We start from the raw sequence: 20,419 nt of genomic DNA on the forward strand, positions 1-20,419 counted from the left end.
GAAATGACACCCTCGGGCGTCCTTAGCAGAGTCCGGTGGCATGGTCCTCCTGGCAGTTCGGGAGGACGCGCTTATGACGGTGGTGGCGATGAGCCATGGCGAGCTTTCGCGGTTTGACACATTGTCGCGCGTGGACCGCGGCGAACTTCGGGTTGAGGATGCGGCGACGTTGCTGGGCTTGAAGCGCCGGCAGATTTTCCGGTTGCTTGAACGTCTCCGAGTTGAAGGCGCTTCAGGCCTGGTGTCGCGCAAACGTGGTCGGCCGAGCAACCGACGTCACAGCAATGCCTTTCGCGAGCGGATCCTGTCACTGGTCCGCGAGCATTATGCGGATTTTGGACCGACCCTGGCGCGTGAGTATCTGGCGGAGCGCCACGATATCGCGGTGGGCTGTGAGACATTGCGGCAGATGATGATTGAGGCTGGTCTGTGGCAGGATCGCGCAGCTCGCCGGTCTCGCCCATATCAACCGCGCCACCGCAGGGAGTGTCGTGGCGAGCTGATCCAGATCGACGGCTCGGATCATGAATGGTTTGAGGATCGCGGACCGCGATGCACGCTGCTCGTCTACATAGACGACGCGACCAGCGAGTTGATGCACCTCAAGATGGTCGAGAGCGAAAGCACCTTCTCCTACATGGAAGCGACGCGCGAATATATCGAGCGGCACGGCAAGCCGGTGGCCTTTTATTCCGACAAGCACACGGTCTTCCGCAACGCTAAAGCGACCGCCAAGGGTGACGGCATGACGCATTTCGGGCGCGCGCTCGATGCGCTGAACATCGAGATCATTTGCGCCAACTCACCCCAAGCCAAGGGCCGGGTCGAGCGGGCGAACGGCACATTGCAGGACCGCCTGATCAAAGCGATGCGCCTGGAAGGTATCTCGTCGATCGAAGAAGCGAACGTCTTTCTGCCGAGCTACATGGTTGGGCACAATGCGCGCTTCGCTCGTCCGGCCGCAGACAGTCGTGATCTACACCGCCCTCTGGCACTGCGGGATGATCTGCACTCCGTCATGGTCTGGCGCGAACAGCGGACGGTCACGGCCGCGCTGACGCTGCACTATAACAAAGTGCTGTTCCTTCTGGAGCCGAACCCGATCAGCAAGGAACTGGTGCGCAAGCGCGTGGATGTCTGTGAATATCCTGACGGCACAGTCGAGATCCGCCACGAGGGGCGCTCCCTTCCCTATAGCCTGTTCGACAAGATGCCCCGGATCAATCAACCTGCCATCGTCGATAACAAGCATCTCGACGCGGCACTGGCGCTAGCAAAAGAGATCCAAGCGGTCGCGCCGCATCATCGGCAGCGGAACAACTATGCCCCTGCTCGCCGCGACCAGCCAATGCATCTGTTCCCGGAACCGGAGGTGCCGGTGAAGATCGATGGGCGTCGGTTGGGTGGGGCCAAGCTCAAACGTCGTCCCCGGCTCAGCCAGGCGGAATTACGGGCGCGCGGCACGCTCGAGTTCGTGAAGGCGCGCTAAAGCGGTTCTGACCGAGCCCGCTGCCGTCGCAGCGGGTCCGTGCCCTTCCCCACCACTGTTACGCCATCAGCAGGGTCTGCGCTGCGCTATCCCGAGGGCTCCACGCAGCCCCTGCTGTGATCAAGAGGTGTCATTTCTATCGGGGGCAGATAGTGTCTTCTCTATCCGGTGCGAACACAGATACAGATGGGCGGGGCTGGCCTTTCCCCCCTTGAAGCCCTATCCCTCCATGTCATCTCGTCAATCCAGGATCCCGCATGTCTTCCTCCAGCAAGGCGAGTCCCGCCGACATCATGCCGCTCGCCAATGTCATGGCGCGGCTTCGCGATCCCGAAACCGGTTGCCCCTGGGACATCGAACAGGATTTCGCCAGCATCGCTCCCTATACGATCGAGGAAGCCTATGAGGTCGCCGACGCCATCGAACGCGACGATATGGCGGGGTTGCGCGACGAGCTTGGCGACCTGCTCCTCCAGGTCGCCTTTCACAGCCGCATGGCCGAACAGAGCGGTCATTTCGCGCTGCAGGACGTGATCGACGCCATCACCGAAAAGATGATCCGCCGCCACCCGCACGTCTTCGAAGAAGGGACGGACCGCAAGGATGGCCATGCCCAATGGGAAGCGATCAAGGCGGCCGAGCGTGCGGACAAGGAACCCGATGCCAGCGCGCTCGCGGGAGTGGCCATCGCGCTGCCCGCCCTGCTCCGCGCCGAAAAGCTCCAGAAACGGGCAGCCCGCACGGGATTCGACTGGCCGGACACGGATGGCGTCATCGACAAGATCGAGGAAGAACTGGCTGAGGTGAAGGCGGCGGATTCCCCCGCGGACCGGGAGGAGGAAATAGGCGACCTGCTCTTCGCCGTCGTCAACCTCGCCCGCCATTGGAAGGTCGATCCTGAAGTCGCCCTGCGCGCCGCCAACGCCAAGTTCGACAAGCGCTTCCGCGTCATGGAAAGCCTGGCGGGCGACGGCTTTACCGCCCTTTCCCTCGATGAGAAGGAAGGCCTGTGGCAGCAGGCGAAACGGCAATTGAAGCGGCCCTGATCCGGGCCGGCCTCAACTTGCCCGCCGCTTGAGGAACCGCGCCAGCGCGGAATCCGACAGCCTTACTTCCATCAGCATATCCCCGCCATCCGCCCGGCTGGCGATCACTTCACCATGTTCGTGCAGCCAGGCCGTCGCCGCGCCGTCGGCCAGCGGCACGCGCAACGCATGAACCTGCGCGCCCGAAGTCAGCCGCGCACTGATTGTCCGCTGGAGAGCGTCCACCCCCTCGCCCGTCAAGGCCGACAGGATCACGACGTCAGCCCGCCGCGCCGCCGCCTCCCGCGCCAGCGCCGCCGCTTCCTCGTCCAGCAGGTCCAGCTTGTTCCACGCCTCGATGATCGGCGGCGGCTCCTGGCCCTCGCCCGCTTCCAGCGCCCCTTCCCCAGCCACGCCCAATTCGCTGAGCACGTCGATGACGTCGTCGCGCTGGGCATCGCTGTCGGGATGGGCGATGTCGCGGACATGGACGATCAGATCGGCCGACAACACCTCTTCCAGGGTGGCGCGGAAGGCCGCGATCAACTGCGTCGGCAGGTCCGAAACAAAGCCCACCGTGTCCGACAATATGGCCTTGTCCAGCCCCGGCAGGGCGATCTGCCGCATGGTGGGGTCAAGCGTCGCGAACAGCAGATCCTCGGCCATGACGTCGGCGCCGGTCATCCGGTTGAACAGCGTCGACTTGCCCGCATTGGTATAGCCGACCAGCGCGATCACCGGCCAGGGCGCCCGCTGCCGCCGCGCCCTGTGTAGCCCACGGGTCTTCGTCACCTGGTCCAGTTCTCGGCGGATCTTCGCCATCCTGTCGCGGATCATCCGGCGGTCGGCCTCGATCTGCGTTTCGCCGGGGCCGCCCAGAAAACCGAAGCCGCCGCGCTGCCGCTCAAGGTGGGTCCAGCTACGCACCAGCCGCCCCGCCTGATAGTCGAGATGCGCCAGTTCGACCTGAAGCCGCCCCTCATTGGTCGCGGCCCGTTCCCCGAAAATCTCCAGGATCAATCCGGTCCGGTCGATCACCTTCATCTCGGTCGCCCTTTCCAGATTGCTTTGCTGCACGGGGCTGAGCGCATTGTCGACGATGACCAGTTCGGCCTCTTCCATCCGGGCCAGCGTCGCGATCTGGTCAACCTGCCCGCTACCGAACAGGGTTGCCGGCTTGCGGTCGCGCACGCGGAAGGCCTGCGCCGCCCGCACATCGATGCCGATGGCGAGGGCAAGGCCCCGCGCCTCCTCCAGCCGGGCGTCGCTGTCGCGGCGCTCCGGACCATGGACGTCGGCGCGCACCACTATGGCGCGTGCGCCATGCGACACTTCGTCAGCGGAATCGCGGTTGAAAACAGCCATGGGTTCTTAACGCTTCGGTCCCCCGTCCGCTTCATGGGAAGCGCGACGGGGAAAGGAAAAAGCGATCAATCCCCGTCCTCGCCTTCGCCGGAGAGGTCGAGATTGTGCAACGGCTGGACCGTGGAGATGGCATGCTTGTAGACAAGCTGGACCATGCCGTCCCGCTCCAGCAGCATGCAGAACAGGTCGAAGGCCGCGATTTCGCCCTGCAACATGACGCCGTTAACCAGGAACATGGTGACGGGGCTGCCGGACTTGCGCACCGCGCTCAGGAAGATTTCCTGGAGCAGCTTCGACTTGCCGTTGCCATCGCTGGCCTTGCGCAGATCGGTCAGATCCATGGGTTGCGCGGGCATGACGGTCGAAATCGCATGTTTGTACACCAGTTGCGACTGGCCGTCCCGCCGCAGCAGTACGGAGAAATTGTCGAACCAGGTGATGATGCCCTGCAATTTCACGCCCTTGACCAGGAACATGGTCACCGGCGTCTTGCTCTTGCGCAGGCTGTTCAGGAAAATATCTTGAAGGTTGTTCACTTTGTCGGCCATGGTCTTCACCATTCCTTTATTGGCGGGACGTTACCCGCTCTCGCACTCTTAAGCAGAGTGTCTTGCCTGCCCCCGCCTGTCGGGAGCAGGAGGAACCTACCGCAATTGCGAAGAGCCGTCCATGCCTTGAATGGGTAAAAGGCGCCCTTCCGCGATCAGCCGTCCTTGCCGTCCGTAATGCCCAGCAGCTTCAACTTCCGGTGAAGCGCGGACCGTTCCATGCCGATGAAGGTGGCGGTGCGGGAAATATTGCCGGAAAAGCGCCTGATCTGGATGCGCAGATATTCCCGCTCGAAGCTTTCCCGCGCCTCGCGCAGCGGCGCGCCCATGATGGCGGACTGGCCCATCCCCTCCGAACCGCCATTGCTGGTGAGTTCGGCGGGCAGCATGTCGAGTTCGATCCGGCCGATCCGCTCGCCCGGCGCCAGGATCATCGTGCGTTCGATGACGTTGCGCAATTGCCGGACATTGCCCGGCCATTCATTGGCCTGCAACGCAGCCATGGCGTCGCTGGCGATTTCCGGCGATGGAACCCGGCGTTCCGCGGCGAAGCGGGCCAGATAATGTTCGACCAGCGGTGGAATATCGTCGCGCCGCTCGGCCAGAGGCGGGATCACGAGCGGCACCACGTTCAGGCGATAGAATAAATCCTCCCGGAACCGCCGCTCCTCGATCTCCGTCGCCAGGTTGAGCGCGGTCGAGGAAATGACGCGCACGTCGACCTTCACCTGCCGCTGCCCGCTCACGCGGGTAAAGCTCTGGTCGGTCAGCACGCGCAGGATTTTCGCCTGCGTCGTCAGCGGCATGTCGGCGATCTCATCCAGATAGAGCGTGCCGCCATGGGCCTGTTCCAGATAGCCGGGCCGCACCAGCCCGCTGGGATCTTCGACGCCGAACAATTCTTCCTCGACCCGATCCGGGTCCATGCGCGCCGCGGCGACGATGATGAAGGGCGCATCGGCGCGCCCGCTCCAGCTATGCAGCATGCGCGCCGCGACTTCCTTGCCGACGCCCGCCGGGCCGGATATCAGCACGCGGCTGCCCGTGCCCGCCACCTTCTTGATGGTCGCCCGCACCGAATTGATTGCCGCCGAAGTTCCGGTCAGCTCGTCATCCTGCCCGAAGCGGGCACGCAGCACCTGATTTTCCCGCCGCAGCCGTTCCGTCTCTGTCGCGCGCGACACCAGATGGAGCAGACGATCCGCCTCGAACGGCTTTTCGATGAAGTCCGCGGCCCCCTTGCGAATGGCGGCGACGGCGGTGTCGATATTGCCATGGCCGGAAATCATCAGCACCGGAATGCTCGCGTCCCGCCGCTTGATCTCGTCCAGCAGTTCCAGGCCGTCCAGCTTCGACCCCTGCAACCATACGTCCAGCAGCACCAGCGAAGGCCGCCGCGAATCCAGCGCCTCGATCGCGCTGTCGCTGTTGGCGGCGGTGCGGGTCGTGAAGCCCTCATCCTCCAGCACCCCCGCCACCAGATCGCGAATGTCCTCTTCGTCGTCGACTATCAGAATATCAAGCGCCATTGGCCGTCACTTTTCCAGGAGTTTTCCCATGGGGCAAGGCGATCACCTGGCCCTCTTCCAATTTTTCCAGCGCCGCGATGGGGAAGCGCAAAGTCACCCGCGCCCCTCCCCCCTCGGCATCGTCGAAGCGGATTTCGCCCATATGTTCCTCGACAATCTTCTTCACGATGGCGAGGCCCAGGCCCGTGCCCTTGGTCCGCGTGGTCATATAGGGTTCCAATATGCGCTCGCGCTCCGGGGGCAGGCCGATGCCGTCGTCCCGCACCTCGATCAGCAGATTGCCCTCGTCATGTCCCATCGTCATGCAAACATGGCCGCGGCATTGGCCGTCATCGGCGGCGGGCTTTGGCTCTATCGCCTCCACCGCATTCTTGACGATGTTGGTGAGCGCCTGCCCCAATTGCCGCCGGTCGCAGACCATTTCCACATCGGCGTCGACGGAATGATATTCGAACCGGATGTCCTGGTGCGCGACCTCGTGCAGGAACAGCGCGTGCCGGGCGATGTCGTCCACCCGCTCCCGCCGGAACACCGGCTTGGGCATGCGGGCGAAGGAGGAGAATTCGTCCACGATCCGGCGCAGGTCGCCGACCTGCCGGACGATAGTGCCGGTCAGGCGGGTGAAGGTCGCCTTGTCGCTCGTCACTTCCCCGGCATAGCGGCGCTGCAACCGCTCGGCGGCGAGTTGGATGGGGGTCAGCGGGTTCTTGATTTCGTGCGCGATCCGCCGCGCAACATCGGACCAGGCGGCGCGGCGCTGGTCCGAAAGCTGCTGGGTGATATCGTCGAAGGTCAGGATGTGGCGCGAAGCGTCCTCCGACACCTTGACCGCCAGCGTGCGCACATCGCCATGGGTGCGGATCTGCACGATCCCCGCATCCTCCTCCGACGCGATCAGCGCTGCCAGTTCCTGCGACACGTCGGTCAGCGGCCGACCGACCGGATCGTCGCCCTCCCGCACCAATATGTCCGCCGCCGAACTGTTAAGCAACAGGATGATGCCGTCCCGGTCGACCGACAGCACACCCGCCGACACGCCCGACAGGATCGCCTCGATAAAGGCGCGGCGCTCGTCAAGCTGGCTGTTCGCCGCCACCAAAGCGCCCGTCTGCGCCTCCAGCCGCTGGGTCATCCGGTTGAAGGCGGACGCCAATGTGCCGATCTCGTCCCGCGCCTGCGGACTCGTTACACGCGCCGACAGGTCGCCAGCGGTGATCCGTCGCGCCGCCATCACCAGTTCGTTCACCGGGCGCACCATCCAGTCGGCCACTTTCAGCGCGATATAGACCGCCACGCCCACCAGCAACAGCGATCCCACGAACAGCATGATGTTGAAGCGCAACTGCAAGGCGCGGGATTGTGCGGCAAAAATGTCGTAATCCGACAACACCTTCTGCGCCCGCTCGACATTGCTGAACGCCGTCGAACCGGAATCGCGGGTGGCGTAGAGATAGATTTTCGCGTTGGGATAAAGCAGCGTCACCGCCTCGATCTGGTTCGGCTTGGCGGCGACGACGACATCCTCGCCCGACGCCAGCCGCCTGACCACATCGGGCGTCAGCATTTCCGAAGCGGGGCGGCTTTCCGGATCGACCGTCGCCGCCGTGCGCGCCACGCCGTCCTTGCCGATCTCTATGATCGCGGACCGGTTCAGCTTCCGCGTCACGACCTGGTAGATATAGCCTTCCGCAAAGCGCGGGCTGGAGACGTTGGACTGGCCCAGATAGTCGCGCAGGTCGCTCGCCATGGTGACGGTTTCGTCGCGGACGTCGCGCAGATTCTGCTCATAATAGCCCCGCGCCAGGTCGCTCGCATTTTGCAGCATGCCCCGCGCACTGTCGGAAAACCAGAATTGCACGCCATATTGGAACAGCAGCGATGCGAAGATCACGACCAGCAGCATCGGCACGCTGGCGACGATGGAGAAGATCGCCACCAGCCGGACGTGCAACTGCCCGTCGCTGCCGATGGCCGATTGCGCGGCGCGCCGCTTCGCCACCCGCCGCCCCAGCAGCACCAGCAGCGCGATCGCGGGCACCAGATTGGCGACCAGCAGCAACGCCACGATCGGCGGCGTCAGCAATGTGTAGCTTTGCCCCTGCCCAGACAGCAGGAAATAAGTGATCCCCGCCATACCCAGGAACAGGACAAGGGTCACCGCCTCCACCACCGTGGCAAGGCGGCGGCGCAGAAAAAGGGGGAAATATCTTTTCCACGCCCGGCCCCGTGTGGGGAGAGTCACTGCGCCTTCCATAGTGGCTTGGTTACAACATTAATGTGCCCGATCAAACACAGTAATTGCCTCGTATCGGGCTTCCGGTCGAAAAGGAATTTCGGTTCGTCGCCGCCGTTCAATCGCCGATCCGAAGCTGCAAGGGGTCCAGGCCATAATCGGTCAGCTTCTTGCGCAGCGTGTTCCGGTTGATGCCCAGCAGCCCCGCGGCGCGAATCTGGTTTCCGTCCACGCTCGCCAGCGTTTCCTGGAACAATATGGGTTCGACCACGGCCAGCAGGTCATCATGCAGATTGCGGTTCGGCTGGCTGAGACCGATGCCCAATTGCCGCTTCGCCCATTCGCGCACCGCCTGGCCCAGCAAATTACCGGGCGCGGCATGATCGGCGGGCACGGCGTCCAGCGGCAAGCTGTTGCGCAGCATGTCCGCGTTGATCACATTCTCCCGGCTCAGCACCGCCAGCCGCTGCATCATATTCTGCAATTCGCGCACATTGCCGGGCCAATGATAGGCCATCAGCAATTGCGCGGCATCCTCCGACAGCGATTTGCGCGGCAACCCGTCCTGCGCCGCCCGGTCCAGAAAATGGCGGGCCAGCAGGATCACATCCTCGCGCCGCTCGCGCAGCGCGGGAAGCGCGACGGGCACCACGTTCAACCGGTAGTAAAGATCCTGGCGGAACCGGTTTTCCTCGATCAGCGTCGGCAGATCCTTGTTGGTCGCCGCGATGATGCGGACATCGACCTTCACCGGTTTCGATCCGCCGACTGTCGTCACCTCGCCGGACTGCAGGACCCGCAGCAGCCGGGTCTGGGCCTCCAGCGGCATGTCGCCGATCTCGTCCAGGAACAGGGTGCCGCCCTGCGCCTGCTCGAACTTGCCGGCGGTGCGGGCATGGGCGCCGGTGAAGGCGCCCTTTTCATATCCGAACAGTTCCGCCTCGATCAATTCACGCGGGATGGCGGCCATGTTGATCGGCACGAAGGGCTTTGTCCGCCGCTGGCCCAGGCTGTGGATCGCCTCCGCCACCAGTTCCTTGCCCGTCCCGGATTCGCCCAGCACCAATATGCTGAGGTCGTTCGAAAGCACGCGGGCGATGGTCCGATAGACCTCCTGCATCGCGGGGGATCGCCCGACCAGCGGCAGGCCGTCATGTGGCAGTCCCGCGTCGGACGCTTCCTCGTCAGCGCCCTTCCCTGCCCCGATCGCGTCGGACACGGCCCGCGTCAGTTCGTTGAGGTCGAAGGGCTTGGGCAGATATTCGAACGCGCCCTTTTCCGTGGCGCGGATGGCCGTGTTCAGCGTGTTCTGCGCCGACAGGATGATGATGCTCAGCGCTGGCCGACGTTCCAGAATCTCCGATACGCCGTCCAGACCGTCGCCATCCGGCAGCATGACGTCGGTGATCAGCACATCGGGCGAAAAGCTATCGAGCAGCGCGCTACGCTCCCGGATGGAGGCCGCCGTCTTCACCCTGTATCCCTGCCGCCGCAATGCTTCGCCGACGACCACGCAGATCGCCGGATCGTCATCCACCACCAAAATCGCGCCAGACGCCGCCATCATCCCATTCCCATCGGCAGCAGGATGCGGAAGGTCGATTCCCCCGCTTCCCTGTCGCGCGAATATTGCACGAACCCGTTCATGTCCCGCACCAGCTTGTCCACCAGCGCCAGCCCCAGCCCCGTTCCGTCCCGCCTTCCGGTTATGAAGGGGTTGAACAGATGGTCCAGAATATGTTCCGGCACGCCCGGCCCGTTGTCGACCACCAATATCTCGATGGGGAGCACGGCGCTGCCCTTGCCCTTCCCGACCACGACGGACACGCCGTGACGAAAGGCCGTTTCGACACGTATCTTCGGCTTGGCCGTATGCTCCAGCGCCTCGGCGGCGTTTTTGAGCAGGTTGATCATCACCTGCACCAGCGCATCCTCATTGATGTTGGCGAATGGCAGCGACGGGTCGTAGCTTTTTATGATACGGATATTTTTCGCAAAACCCGCGGCGGCGATGTTCGCCGCCCGGTCGATCAGCGGATAGATGTTCCCGCTCCCGCATTCCAGCGTCCGGTCGGTGGTGAAATCCTGCATCCGGTCGATTAGCGCGGCGATGCGGTCCACTTCGTTGCAGATGAGCTGCGTCAGCGCCGCGTCCCGCCCGCCATTGCCCGATTCCAGCAATTGCGCCGCGCCCCTTATGCCCGACAGGGGATTCTTGATCTCATGCGCCAGGATCGCGGCCGCCCCCATGGCCGAACGCGCCCCGCCCGCAGTGCCCCGATGGCCGATCTTGCGCGCCTGGCTCTGGCTATGGATCGACACCACGCGCCAGCCTTCATGATCGACGATGGGGGCGATCATCAGGTCGACCTCCATCTCCGCCGTCCGCCCGGCATGCAGGCGGACGTCATAGGCCGCGATCGGCTTGTTGCTGTGCCATATATCGAAGCGCGCCCCCATTTCCGCCATGCGGATGGTGCGCGCTATGTCGCTGCCGACGATGGCCGAACGCGCCATGTTGAGCAGCGTTTCGGCCCGAACATTGGCGTCGGCGATGCTGTTGTCCGGCCGCACCACCAGGGTCGCGACCGGCAACGCCGTCATCAGTTCGGAAAGCGCCGGTCCATCCTGCTGCGATCGGATCGAGGAGATGGTCGTCATGGCCGCCGTCATGCAGCCTTGCGCGTCTCGACCGGTCCTTCGTCGGCGATCAGCGGTTCGTAGAAACGCGCCAGCATGTCCAGCACGACATCGCCATCCGGCTCCTGGTTCACGGCGTTGCGGAATTCGGCCGAACCGGTCAGCCCCTTGGTGTACCAGCCGATATGCTTGCGGGCCATGTTGACGCCGGTATGCTTGTCATAATGATCCAGCATCGCGCGATAATGTTCGGTAATCACCCGATATTGCTCTTCCAGCGAAGGATCGGCCAGCCGCTCTCCGGTGCGGAACCAGTGCATCACCTGCCCGATCAGCCAGGGCCGCCCATAGGCGCCCCGCCCGATCATCACGCCATCCGCGCCGCTCTGTTCCAGCGCCGATTCCGCATCGTCGATGGAGCAGATGTCGCCATTGACGATCACCGGCAGCGACACGGCCTCCTTCACGCTCCGGACAAAGGCCCAGTCCGCCGACCCCTTGTACATCTGGCAACGGGTGCGACCATGGACCGTGATCAGCTTCGCGCCCAGATCCTCCGCGATCCGGGCGAGTTCGGGCGCGTTCAGGCTGGCATGGTCCCATCCCATGCGCATCTTGACGGTGACGGGCACGTCGACGGCCTTCACCGTCGCCTCGATCAGCGAAGCTGCCAGCGGCAGGTCGCGCATCAGCGCGCTGCCCGCATCGCCGTTGACGACCTTCTTCACCGGACAGCCCATGTTGATGTCGATGATGGCCGCGCCCCGATCCGCATTAAGCTTCGCCGCCTCCGCCATTTCGGTGGGCGAGCAACCGGCCAACTGCATCGAAACCGGCTCCTCCAGCGGATGCCAGGCGGCCTTCTGCAACGACTGGCGCGTCTCGCGAATCATCGCCGCCGTCGCGATCATCTCCGTCACGTTGAGGCCTGAGCCATAGCGCCGCACCAGCGTGCGGAACGGCATGTCCGTCACGCCCGTCATCGGGGCCAGCACGACCGGCATGTCAATCGTCACCGGGCCAATGGAAATCGGGGAAAGCGTTCGCATCAAACCATCACTGCCTAAAAAACAGGCAGCCCTTAGCCGAAATCCGCCGCAACGGCAAGCAAGCCAGGTCTGGCGGTCCTCTCCATGCTGCGATACAGGCGGCGGCATGACCGATAAAACCGTCGCATTGCTGGTCGCAGCAGGACAGGGCAGCCGCGCAGGCGGCGATATTCCCAAGCAATTCCGGCCGATCGGCGGCAAGCCCGTCCTGGCCCATGCCGTAGACGCCTTGGCCCGGCACCCCGCCATCGATTCCATCGTCATCGTCGTCGGTGCGGGTCAGGAAGCGGAGGCTCTCTCGGCCCTCGGCCAGCATCCGGTTGCCGCGATCGTTGAGGGCGCGGACAGCCGTCGCGGATCGGTCCGCGCCGGGCTGGAGCATATCGCATCCTCCGGCGGCGCGGTCCGCATCCTCATCCATGACGCCGCCCGCCCCTTCCTTCCCGGCGCGGTGATCGACCGGCTGCTGTCCGCCCTGGCGGAAGCGCCCGGCGCCATCCCCACCCTGCCCGTCACCGATACGCTCGTCAGAAACCAAGCCCTTGTGGCCCGCGACGGGCTGGCCCGCGTCCAGACGCCGCAGGCCTTCCATTTCGATGCCATCCTCGCCGCGCACCGGAGCTGGGACAGCGAGCGGGAAGCGACCGACGACGCCCAGATATTGCGGCATGCGGGCCATGACGTCACTCTGGTCGCTGGCGATGAAAGGCTGGAAAAATTGACCTACGCCGAAGATTTCCTCCGCGCCGAAGCCCGTTTGGGCATCACCCGCAGCATCCGCACCGGCATGGGTTATGACGTCCACCGGCTTGCGCCCGATCAGGAACTCTGGCTCTGCGGCGTCCGCATTCCCCATGACCGGGGGCTGGCGGGTCACAGCGATGCCGATGTGGCGATCCACGCCCTGGTCGACGCGCTGCTCGGCGCGCTGGCGGACGGCGATATCGGCAGCCACTTTCCGCCATCCGACCCGCAATGGCGCGGAGCCGCCTCCTCCCGATTCCTGGAATATGCGGCGGAGCGCGTCGCAAAACGGGACGGCTTCATCGAACATGTCGACCTGACGCTGATCTGCGAAGCGCCGAAGATCGGCCCGCATCGGGAGGCGATGCGCGCCCGGATCGCGGAAATACTGGGCTTGTCGCTCGACCGCGTCAGCGTGAAGGCCACGACGACGGAACGTCTGGGTTTCACCGGACGGCGCGAGGGCATCGCCGCACAGGCTGTTGCCACCCTCTCCCTCCCCGCGCTATCCTGATCGCCATGCCCGATAACATCCTTCCCGCGTCGCTGGTCGAACTGGCCGAGCGCGTCATCATCGCCAACCGCCGCGCCGGCCGCACCATAGCGGTGGCGGAAAGCTGCACCGGGGGCCTGGTCTCCGCCGCGCTGACCGAAATCGCCGGATCGTCGGAGGTGTTCGAGGCCGGATTCATCACTTATTCCAATGACATGAAAAGCGAACTTCTCAAGGTTTCGCAGGATGTCATCGAAACCTTCGGGGCGGTTTCCATCGCCACCGCATGGGCCATGGCGCAGGGCGCGCTCAACAAGAGCCATGCCAATGTCGCCGTCGCCATCACCGGCATAGCCGGTCCCGGCGGCGGATCGGAGCAGAAGCCTGTGGGCACAGTCGTCTTCGCCCGCGCCGAACGCGGCGCCAGCCCCGACAAGATCGTGGCCGACATGCATCATTTCGGGGATACGGGCCGGGGCGGCGTCCGCCTTCAGGCGGCGCTCTGCGCGCTCGAACTGCTGCTGCCCGATTCGCCCGCGCCGTAAAGTTCCGCCGCGCGGGTTTCGAATGCGCCGATCATCTTGCGCAACGCCTTGTCGAAAAGCTGGCCCGCAAGCATTTCGAACAGCTTGCTCTTGAATTCGAACTCCACTTCGAAATCCACCAGCACCCCGCCCTTGCCGTCGTCGCGGAAGCTCCATTCATTGTGGAGATGCTTCAACGGCCCGTCGAGATAATCGACCCGCACATGATCCGGCCGATGCTTGTGCACGCGGGACGTGAAGCTTTCCTTGATCCCCTTGAAGCCGACGATCATGTCCGCGACCATTTCCGACTCGTCGTCGGACCGGACCCGGATGGCGCTGACCCAGGGCAGAAATTCAGGATAGGCGTCCACATCCGCCACCAGGTCGAACATCTGTTCGGGCGTGTAGGGAAGCGGCCTTGTTTCGTTATGCTTGGGCATCGGCTTATTTGGCAGCCTTCGCCAGTTGCGCCTCGCGGGCGGCGCGCATTTCGGCAAAATCCTTGCCCGCATGATAGCTGGACCGCGTGAGCGGGCTGGACGCCACCTGCAGGAAACCCTTGGCCCGCGCGATCGCCGCATAGGCGTTGAACGCCGCCGGGGTGACGAATTCCATGACCTTCGCATGTTTGGGCGTCGGCTGGAGATATTGCCCCATGGTCAGGAAATCGATGTCGGCGGAGCGCATGTCGTCCATCACCTGATGAACCTCCAGCCGTTCCTCGCCCAGGCCCAGCATGATGCCGGACTTGGTGAAGATCGACGGATCGAGCTTCTTCACCGTCTCCAGCAACCGCAGCGACGCATAATAGCGCGCACCCGGACGGATGGTCGGATAAAGCCGGGGCACCGTCTCCAGATTATGATTATAGACGTCCGGCCGCGCCGCGACGATCATCTCGACCGCCCGTTCATGCTTGTTGCGGAAGTCCGGCGTCAGGATTTCGATGGTCGTGTCCGGAGTCGTGCGGCGCAGCGCCTCTATCACCTTCACGAACTGCGAAGCGCCGCCATCGGGCAGGTCGTCACGGTCGACCGAGGTGATGACGATATGCTCCAGCCCCATTTCCGCGCAGGCATCGGCCAGATTCTGCGGCTCATTGGGATCGACCTTGCGCGGCATGCCGGTCTTGACGTTGCAGAAGGCGCAGGCCCGGGTGCAGACATCGCCCAGGATCATCACGGTCGCATGCTTCTTGGTCCAGCATTCACCGATATTCGGGCAGGCCGCTTCCTCGCACACCGTGGCCAGCCCCTTGGCTCGCATCAGCTTGCGCGTCTCATGATAGCCGGGGCTGGTCGGCGCCTTCACGCGAATCCAGTCGGGCTTGCGGGCGCGCTCGGAGCGGTTGGCGGGACGATTGTCGGGGTTGGAGGCGATATCGGTCATGTGCCCCAGATAGCGATGCAAGAGCGCTCTTGCCAGCCCCATCATTGTTCGGCACAGACCGGCGCATGACTGATTTCGCCGACATGCTCGCTGGCTATCGCCGCTTCCGCAACACCGGCTGGACGGCCCAGCGGGAGCGATGGGGCAACCTCAATGAAGGGCAGAATCCCCGCGTCATGGTGATCGCCTGCTCCGACAGCCGAGTCGACCCGGCGCAGATATTCGACAGCAGCCCCGGCGAGATCTTCGTGGTCCGCAACGTCGCCGCGCTGGTGCCGCCCTTCGAAACCAATCCGGGCCGCCACGGCGTTTCCGCAGCGTTGGAATTCGCCGTCCAGGTGCTCAAGGTCGGCGAGATCGTCGTCATGGGCCATGGCAAATGCGGCGGTTGCAAGGCCGCGCTCACCCATGCGCTGAAGGATGCGCCTCCGGGCGAAGGCGGCTTCATCCACAACTGGATCGAATTGCTGGACGGGGCGCGGGAAAAGGTCGTGGAGCGCTTCGGCGACGATCAGGGGCGCGACGCCGAACGCGCCATGGAACATGAAGGCGTCAAGGTCAGCCTGGCCAATCTGCGCAGCTTCCCCTGCGTCCGCGTCAAGGAACGCCAGGGGGATCTCAAGCTGGTCGGCGCCTTCTTCGCCATTGCCGACGGCCGGCTCCATCTGCTGGACGAGGCGAGCGGCGAATTCCATCCCGCCCCGCTGGACGCCTGACATGACGGCGTCGATCCCCAACGGCAATGTCGCCCTGCTGATCGATGCCGACAACGCCTCCGCCGACCATTTCGACCCGGTGCTGACCGTTCTGGCGGAACTGGGCACCGTCAACATCCGCCGCGCCTATGGCAATTGGAGCAAGCCCGCGCTCAAGGGCTGGGCCAACCAGGCGGTGACGCAGGCAATCGAAACCCAACAGCAGTTCGACCTGACCAAGGGCAAGAACGCCACCGACATGAAGATGACGATCGACGCCATGGACCTGATGGCGTCCGGCCGCGTCACCGGCTTCGGCCTGATGTCGAGCGACAGCGATTTCACCCCGTTGGTGACGCGCATCCGGCAGGAGGGGATTTCGGTCTACGGTTTCGGATCGGCGAACACGCCGCAGGCTTTCCGCAGCGCCTGCACCCGCTTCATCGACGTCGGCGCGCTGACCAGTTCGCGGGAGGATGCTCCGGTCGAGCCGGTGGAACCCGGCAAGCGTCCCGACAACGGGGAGAGCGCGGAAGTGGCGCCCGATCTCGTCAAGCTGCTGGTCGACGCCTATAACGCCGTGAAGCGCGACGATCAGGGTTTCGCCCGCCTGAGCGAAGTCGGCCAGCTTGCGGGCAACCGCTCCAGCTTCGACACGCGCAACTATGGGTTCAAGCGGCTGTCGGACCTCGTCCGCTCGATCAAGAATTTCAAGGTGGAGAGCCGCGACGGCCAGACCTGGATCAAGCGGGTCCACTAATGGCCGCCATCGCCCGGCATCTGACGATCCTCGGCCGGGTTCAGGGCGTGTTCTACCGCAACTGGGCCGTGGAAAGGGCCACCGGCCTGAACCTTGCGGGCTGGGTCCGCAACCGCATGGACGGCAGCGTCGAAGCGCTGGCGGAAGGACCGGAGGAAGCGGTGGAACAATTCATCGCCCTCGCCCATGAGGGACCTCCCGCTGCAAATGTCACGCGGATCGACGTGGCGGTTGTCGATGTCGCAGGCCTTGCGTCCTTCCAGAAACGCCCGACCTGCTGATTGATGTAGTCACGGCGGGATGAGGTAGAGGGGGCCTATCCTATTCCTCCCCATCGGGAGATGGGGAGGGTCGAAGAGAGGCACGTGACTCTCTTCGACGGCTGAAGGCTGGTGGAGGGGAATGGGGCACGCCCTCCGAATTTCCCCTCCACCACCGCCTTCGGCGGCGGTCCCCCTCCCCACGCTTCGCGCAGGGAGGATTTAAGGTCCGCTCCTGCCCACCATTCCACACAGAAAAAAAGGCCGATCCCAGAGGGACCGGCCTGAAAGTTTTAGGAGAGGATGCCTGAAAGGCCCTCCCTATGTGCACTGCACCATATTATTTTGCAAGTGCGAAATAAGGAATGAGGATTGCAATCATTGCATGCTCATCCTCGCCGCCGCACTGCACTTCCAACTCAGCGGGTCAGCTTCTTGTAAGCCAGCCGCGTAGGACGATCCGCCGCATCGCCCAGACGACGCCGCTTATCCTCCTCATACATTTCGAAATTGCCCTCGAACCATTCGACATGGCTGTCACCCTCGAAAGCCAGGATATGCGTCGCCAGACGGTCCAGGAAGAAGCGGTCGTGGCTGATCACCACGGCGCAGCCCGCGAAATTCTCGATCGCCTCTTCCAGCGCGCCCAGCGTTTCGACGTCAAGGTCATTGGTCGGTTCGTCGAGCAGCAGCACATTGCCGCCCTTCTTCAGCATCTTGGCGATGTGCACGCGGTTGCGCTCACCGCCCGACAGCTTGCCGACATTCTTCTGCTGGTCCTGCCCCTTGAAGTTGAAGGCGCCGACATAGGCCCGGGTCGACATGTCGTGCCCGTTGACCTTCACATAATCCAGGCCGTCCGACACTTCCTCCCAGACATTCTTCGAAGCGTCCAGATGATCGCGGCTCTGGTCGACATAGCCCAGACGCACGGTCGAACCGATGTCGATCTCGCCCGAATCGGGCTGCTCCTGCCCGGTGATCAGCTTGAACAGGGTCGATTTGCCCGCGCCGTTCGGCCCGATCACGCCGACGATGCCGCCCGGCGGCAGCATGAAGGAGAGATTTTCGAACAGCAGCTTGTCGCCATAGGCCTTGCTGATATTCTTCGCCTCGATCACCTTGCCGCCCAGACGTTCGGGCACCTGGATGACGATCTGCGCCTTGCCCGGCGTGCGGTTTTCCTGACCGGCGACCAGTTCCTCGAACTTCTTGATGCGCGCCTTGGACTTGGTCTGGCGGCCCTTGGTGCCCGCCCTGATCCATTCCAGCTCGTCGTTGATCGCCTTCTGGCGGCCGGTCGCCTCCCGGTCTTCCTGTTCCAGACGCTTCGACTTCTTCTCCAGATAGGTGGAGTAGTTGCCCTCGTAAGGGAAATATTTGCCCCGATCGAGTTCCAGGATCCAGCCGACCACATTGTCCAGGAAGTAGCGGTCGTGGGTGATCATCAGCACCGCGCCCGCATATTCCTTCAGGTGATTCTCCAGCCACTCGACGCTTTCGGCATCCAGATGGTTGGTCGGTTCGTCCAGCAGCAGGATATCCGGCTTCTGGATCAGCAGGCGGGTCAGCGCGATGCGGCGCTTTTCACCGCCCGACAGGCTGTCCACCGGCCAGTCCGAAGGCGGGCAGCGCAGCGCTTCCATCGCGATCTCAAGCTGGTTGTCGAGCGTCCAGCCGTCCACGGCGTCGATCTGCTCCTGCAACGTGCCCATTTCCTCCATGAGCGCGTCGAAATCGACATCCTCCGGCGGATCGGCCATGATCATGCTGATCTCGTTGAAACGATCCAGCTTGTCCGCGATTTCGCGCGCGCCGTCCTTGACATTCTCCAGCACGGTCTTGCTGGCGTCGAGCTGCGGCTCCTGCGGCAGATAGCCGACGGTGATATTCTCGCCCGGCCATGCCTCACCGCTGAAATCCGTGTCGATGCCCGCCATGATCTTCATCAGCGTCGACTTGCCCGCGCCGTTGGGGCCGACGATGCCGATCTTCGCCCCGCGATAGAATTGCAGGTTGATCTGGTTGAGCACCGGCTTGGCGGCGCCGGGAAAGCTCTTGGTCATGCTCTTCATCACGAAGGCGTATTGGGAGGAGGCGGACATGGCTTGAAACAGCTCCGAAAGGCAATCGTTGGAAATTGGCGCCGGGTTAGCGGAGGCGGAACGCATTGGCAAATGGGGGATGGCTGGTTAAGCCTTCATCCATGCAGAAAATCCGATCGGGCACGCTTGCCGCCTTTCTCCTCGGCAGCATCTTCACCCCCACGCTTCCCCTGGCGGCGGCACCCTCCAGCGTCGATACGATTCGCGCCTCCGCCCTGACGGATAAGGTCGCGATGGATTTCACCGAGGGCCTCACGACGGAGGTCGGTCCCCGCCCGGCCGGCACCCCGCGGGAGGCCCGCGCCCGCGACTGGACGGTGGCGAAGCTCAAGAGCCTGGGCTTCTCCAACGTCCGCGCAGAACCTTATACCATGCCCGTCTGGCTGCGCGGCCGTGACGAAGCCCGCGTGATTTCCCCCTTCCCGCAAAATCTGGTCCTCGCCGCCCTCGGCAACAGCGCCTCCACCCCGGAAAAGGGCCTGGAGGGCGAAGTCGTCTATTTCCCGACCCTGGCCGATCTCGAAGCCGCGCCCGCCGCCAGCCTCACCGGCAGGATCGCCTTCGTCGGCCACGCCATGCACGCGACCCAGGACGGCAGTTCCTACGGAATTTTCGGCGCCGCCCGCCGCCAGGGGCCAAGCATCGCCTCCCAAAAGGGCGCCATCGCCATATTGATCCGGTCGATCGGCACCGACAATCATCGCCAGCCGCATACGGGCGTCCAGATGTGGGCCGCCGGCGTGAAGCCCATTCCCGCCGCCGCGCTCAGCATGCCCGATGCCGAACAGCTTGCCCGCATGGTCTCGCGCGGCCAGCCGGTGCGGCTGCATCTGACGCTCACCTCCAAAATGCTGAAGGACCAGCCGTCGGGCAATGTCATCGCTGAAATCCCCGGCAGCGATCCCGGGGCGGGCGTCGTCGTCGCCGCCTGCCACCTCGACAGTTGGGACCAGGGCACCGGCGCCATCGATGACGGTGCAGGCTGCGGCATCGTGGCCGCCGCCGCTCTTCAGGCCGCGAAGGCCGCACCGCTCCGCCGCACCATCCGCCTGCTGATGGCGGGGGCGGAGGAAGTGGGCGGCAATGGCGGCCGCGCCTATTTCGATCTGCATGGCAAGGAAGCCCACGCCATGGCGATGGAATCGGACTTCGGCGCTGACCGCGTCTGGCGCGTCGATTTCAGGCTGCCGCAGGGGCATGACGCCCTCGCCCGCCGGGTCGCCGCCGGTCTCGCCCCGCTCGGCATCGCCGCCAGCCGCCTGCCCGCGGGCGGAGGTTCCGACATCGAACCGCTGGTGAAGGCGGGCGTGCCCGTGATCGATCTCCAGCAGGACGGCACCCGCTATTTCGACATTCATCACACGCCCGACGATACGCTGGACAAAATCGACCCGGCACAGCTTCGACAGAATGTCGCGGCCTGGGCAGTTGCACTTTTCGAAATCGCAAATGCGCCGGAATCGCTAGGCGGTAACTGAACTTTTATTGTAGACAACACCCTGTCGCGTGATTCTGTCGCTTCACCGACGCAGAAAAGCATTGATTTGTGCAGCGCACACGTTAATGCG

18 protein-coding genes are annotated in these 20,419 nt (G+C 64.0%); 8 read left to right on the top strand and 10 right to left on the bottom strand.

Going from position 1 to position 20,419, the window contains the following annotated elements:
* Window positions 1-73: 73 nt before the first annotated feature.
* Both NUH86_RS06115 and mazG read left to right on the top strand, forming a co-directional pair.
* Window positions 74-1,489: an ISNCY family transposase gene (locus NUH86_RS06115; RefSeq protein ID WP_267252040.1), complete on the top strand. Its 1,416-nt coding sequence runs from the start codon at window positions 74-76 to the stop codon at window positions 1,487-1,489.
* Window positions 1,490-1,746: 257 nt separating this feature from the next.
* Window positions 1,747-2,535 (top strand): nucleoside triphosphate pyrophosphohydrolase, encoded by a 789-nt coding sequence (gene mazG / locus NUH86_RS06120; protein ID WP_267251608.1) that lies wholly within the window; start codon window positions 1,747-1,749, stop codon window positions 2,533-2,535.
* A 12-nt stretch (window positions 2,536-2,547) separates the two neighbouring features.
* Here the strand turns inward: mazG and hflX are convergent, their stop codons facing one another.
* The 7 genes from hflX to dusB form a co-directional block, all read right to left on the bottom strand.
* Window positions 2,548-3,879 carry a GTPase HflX gene (hflX, locus tag NUH86_RS06125; protein WP_267251609.1) on the bottom strand — a complete coding sequence of 444 codons (1,332 nt, stop codon included), beginning with the start codon at window positions 3,877-3,879 and terminating at the stop codon, window positions 2,548-2,550.
* A gap of 65 nt (window positions 3,880-3,944) precedes the next feature.
* Entirely contained in the window at window positions 3,945-4,439 is a 495-nt protein-coding gene (gene hfq / locus NUH86_RS06130) for an RNA chaperone Hfq (RefSeq protein ID WP_267251610.1), read from the bottom strand.
* Between the two features lie 143 nt (window positions 4,440-4,582).
* Window positions 4,583-5,956 (bottom strand): sigma-54-dependent transcriptional regulator, encoded by a 1,374-nt coding sequence (locus tag NUH86_RS06135; protein ID WP_267251611.1) that lies wholly within the window; start codon window positions 5,954-5,956, stop codon window positions 4,583-4,585.
* Window positions 5,946-8,210, bottom strand: a complete 2,265-nt coding sequence (locus NUH86_RS06140) for an ATP-binding protein (protein WP_267251612.1) — start codon at window positions 8,208-8,210, stop codon at window positions 5,946-5,948. Before NUH86_RS06140 ends, NUH86_RS06135 begins: the two co-directional genes overlap by 11 nt.
* A 97-nt stretch (window positions 8,211-8,307) precedes the next feature.
* The gene (gene ntrC, locus NUH86_RS06145; protein ID WP_267252041.1) at window positions 8,308-9,753 is read right to left on the bottom strand and encodes a nitrogen regulation protein NR(I); all 1,446 of its coding nucleotides are present in this window, start codon (window positions 9,751-9,753) and stop codon (window positions 8,308-8,310) included.
* Window positions 9,753-10,862, bottom strand: a complete 1,110-nt coding sequence (locus NUH86_RS06150) for a two-component system sensor histidine kinase NtrB (RefSeq protein ID WP_267251613.1) — start codon at window positions 10,860-10,862, stop codon at window positions 9,753-9,755. Before NUH86_RS06150 ends, ntrC begins: the two co-directional genes overlap by 1 nt.
* The gene (gene dusB / locus NUH86_RS06155) at window positions 10,859-11,878 is read right to left on the bottom strand and encodes a tRNA dihydrouridine synthase DusB (RefSeq protein ID WP_267251614.1); all 1,020 of its coding nucleotides are present in this window, start codon (window positions 11,876-11,878) and stop codon (window positions 10,859-10,861) included. The genes NUH86_RS06150 and dusB overlap by 4 nt, the downstream gene beginning before the upstream one ends.
* A 106-nt stretch (window positions 11,879-11,984) precedes the next feature.
* On the opposite strand from dusB, the gene NUH86_RS06160 reads away from it, so the two are divergent.
* Complete coding sequence (locus NUH86_RS06160; RefSeq protein WP_267251615.1) at window positions 11,985-13,136, top strand: bifunctional 2-C-methyl-D-erythritol 4-phosphate cytidylyltransferase/2-C-methyl-D-erythritol 2,4-cyclodiphosphate synthase; 1,152 nt, start codon at window positions 11,985-11,987, stop codon at window positions 13,134-13,136.
* A 5-nt stretch (window positions 13,137-13,141) separates the two neighbouring features.
* On the top strand, window positions 13,142-13,660 hold the full coding sequence (locus NUH86_RS06165; RefSeq protein ID WP_267251616.1) for a CinA family protein: 519 nt from the start codon (window positions 13,142-13,144) through the stop codon (window positions 13,658-13,660).
* Here NUH86_RS06165 and NUH86_RS06170 read toward each other — a convergent pair.
* Window positions 13,606-14,082, bottom strand: coding sequence for a type II toxin-antitoxin system RatA family toxin (locus NUH86_RS06170; protein WP_267251617.1), 477 nt, complete (start codon window positions 14,080-14,082; stop codon window positions 13,606-13,608). The two genes, NUH86_RS06165 and NUH86_RS06170, sit on opposite strands and share 55 nt — an antisense overlap.
* Before the next feature lie 4 nt (window positions 14,083-14,086).
* The gene (lipA, locus tag NUH86_RS06175) at window positions 14,087-15,076 is read right to left on the bottom strand and encodes a lipoyl synthase (RefSeq protein WP_267251618.1); all 990 of its coding nucleotides are present in this window, start codon (window positions 15,074-15,076) and stop codon (window positions 14,087-14,089) included.
* 20 nt (window positions 15,077-15,096) lie between these two features.
* On the opposite strand from lipA, the gene NUH86_RS06180 reads away from it, so the two are divergent.
* From NUH86_RS06180 to NUH86_RS06190, 3 genes are read left to right on the top strand one after another with little or no spacing between them, the layout of a single operon-like run.
* Window positions 15,097-15,747 (top strand): carbonic anhydrase, encoded by a 651-nt coding sequence (locus tag NUH86_RS06180; protein ID WP_267251619.1) that lies wholly within the window; start codon window positions 15,097-15,099, stop codon window positions 15,745-15,747.
* A gap of 1 nt (window position 15,748) precedes the next feature.
* Window positions 15,749-16,486 carry an NYN domain-containing protein gene (locus tag NUH86_RS06185; protein WP_267251620.1) on the top strand — a complete coding sequence of 246 codons (738 nt, stop codon included), beginning with the start codon at window positions 15,749-15,751 and terminating at the stop codon, window positions 16,484-16,486.
* Entirely contained in the window at window positions 16,486-16,767 is a 282-nt protein-coding gene (locus NUH86_RS06190) for an acylphosphatase (protein ID WP_267251621.1), read from the top strand. The genes NUH86_RS06185 and NUH86_RS06190 overlap by 1 nt, the downstream gene beginning before the upstream one ends.
* 398 nt (window positions 16,768-17,165) lie before the next feature.
* On the opposite strand, the gene ettA is transcribed toward NUH86_RS06190, so the two are convergent.
* A complete protein-coding gene (gene ettA, locus NUH86_RS06195) occupies window positions 17,166-18,851 on the bottom strand; it encodes an energy-dependent translational throttle protein EttA (protein ID WP_267251622.1) in 1,686 nt (561 codons plus the stop codon).
* Between the two features lie 101 nt (window positions 18,852-18,952).
* On the opposite strand from ettA, the gene NUH86_RS06200 reads away from it, so the two are divergent.
* A complete protein-coding gene (locus NUH86_RS06200) occupies window positions 18,953-20,329 on the top strand; it encodes a M28 family peptidase (protein WP_267251623.1) in 1,377 nt (458 codons plus the stop codon).
* The last annotated feature ends 90 nt before the right edge of the window (window positions 20,330-20,419 follow it).

It is taken from the genome of Sphingobium sp. JS3065 (assembly GCF_026427355.1).
In the GTDB taxonomy this organism is placed as follows: domain Bacteria; phylum Pseudomonadota; class Alphaproteobacteria; order Sphingomonadales; family Sphingomonadaceae; genus Sphingobium.

What these genes read in the sequence shown, in the direction of transcription:
- NUH86_RS06115 (WP_267252040.1), top strand. Translation starts at nt 74, where the DNA reads ATGACGGTGGTGGCGATGAGCCATGGCGAGCTTTCGCGGTTTGACACA.
- mazG (WP_267251608.1), top strand. Translation starts at nt 1,747, where the DNA reads ATGTCTTCCTCCAGCAAGGCGAGTCCCGCCGACATCATGCCGCTCGCC.
- hflX (WP_267251609.1), bottom strand. Translation starts at nt 3,879, where the DNA reads ATGGCTGTTTTCAACCGCGATTCCGCTGACGAAGTGTCGCATGGCGCA.
- hfq (WP_267251610.1), bottom strand. Translation starts at nt 4,439, where the DNA reads ATGGTGAAGACCATGGCCGACAAAGTGAACAACCTTCAAGATATTTTC.
- NUH86_RS06135 (WP_267251611.1), bottom strand. Translation starts at nt 5,956, where the DNA reads ATGGCGCTTGATATTCTGATAGTCGACGACGAAGAGGACATTCGCGAT.
- NUH86_RS06140 (WP_267251612.1), bottom strand. Translation starts at nt 8,210, where the DNA reads ATGGAAGGCGCAGTGACTCTCCCCACACGGGGCCGGGCGTGGAAAAGA.
- ntrC (WP_267252041.1), bottom strand. Translation starts at nt 9,753, where the DNA reads ATGGCGGCGTCTGGCGCGATTTTGGTGGTGGATGACGATCCGGCGATC.
- NUH86_RS06150 (WP_267251613.1), bottom strand. Translation starts at nt 10,862, where the DNA reads ATGACGGCGGCCATGACGACCATCTCCTCGATCCGATCGCAGCAGGAT.
- dusB (WP_267251614.1), bottom strand. Translation starts at nt 11,878, where the DNA reads ATGCGAACGCTTTCCCCGATTTCCATTGGCCCGGTGACGATTGACATG.
- NUH86_RS06160 (WP_267251615.1), top strand. Translation starts at nt 11,985, where the DNA reads ATGACCGATAAAACCGTCGCATTGCTGGTCGCAGCAGGACAGGGCAGC.
- NUH86_RS06165 (WP_267251616.1), top strand. Translation starts at nt 13,142, where the DNA reads ATGCCCGATAACATCCTTCCCGCGTCGCTGGTCGAACTGGCCGAGCGC.
- NUH86_RS06170 (WP_267251617.1), bottom strand. Translation starts at nt 14,082, where the DNA reads ATGCCCAAGCATAACGAAACAAGGCCGCTTCCCTACACGCCCGAACAG.
- lipA (WP_267251618.1), bottom strand. Translation starts at nt 15,076, where the DNA reads ATGATGGGGCTGGCAAGAGCGCTCTTGCATCGCTATCTGGGGCACATG.
- NUH86_RS06180 (WP_267251619.1), top strand. Translation starts at nt 15,097, where the DNA reads ATGACTGATTTCGCCGACATGCTCGCTGGCTATCGCCGCTTCCGCAAC.
- NUH86_RS06185 (WP_267251620.1), top strand. Translation starts at nt 15,749, where the DNA reads ATGACGGCGTCGATCCCCAACGGCAATGTCGCCCTGCTGATCGATGCC.
- NUH86_RS06190 (WP_267251621.1), top strand. Translation starts at nt 16,486, where the DNA reads ATGGCCGCCATCGCCCGGCATCTGACGATCCTCGGCCGGGTTCAGGGC.
- ettA (WP_267251622.1), bottom strand. Translation starts at nt 18,851, where the DNA reads ATGTCCGCCTCCTCCCAATACGCCTTCGTGATGAAGAGCATGACCAAG.
- NUH86_RS06200 (WP_267251623.1), top strand. Translation starts at nt 18,953, where the DNA reads ATGCAGAAAATCCGATCGGGCACGCTTGCCGCCTTTCTCCTCGGCAGC.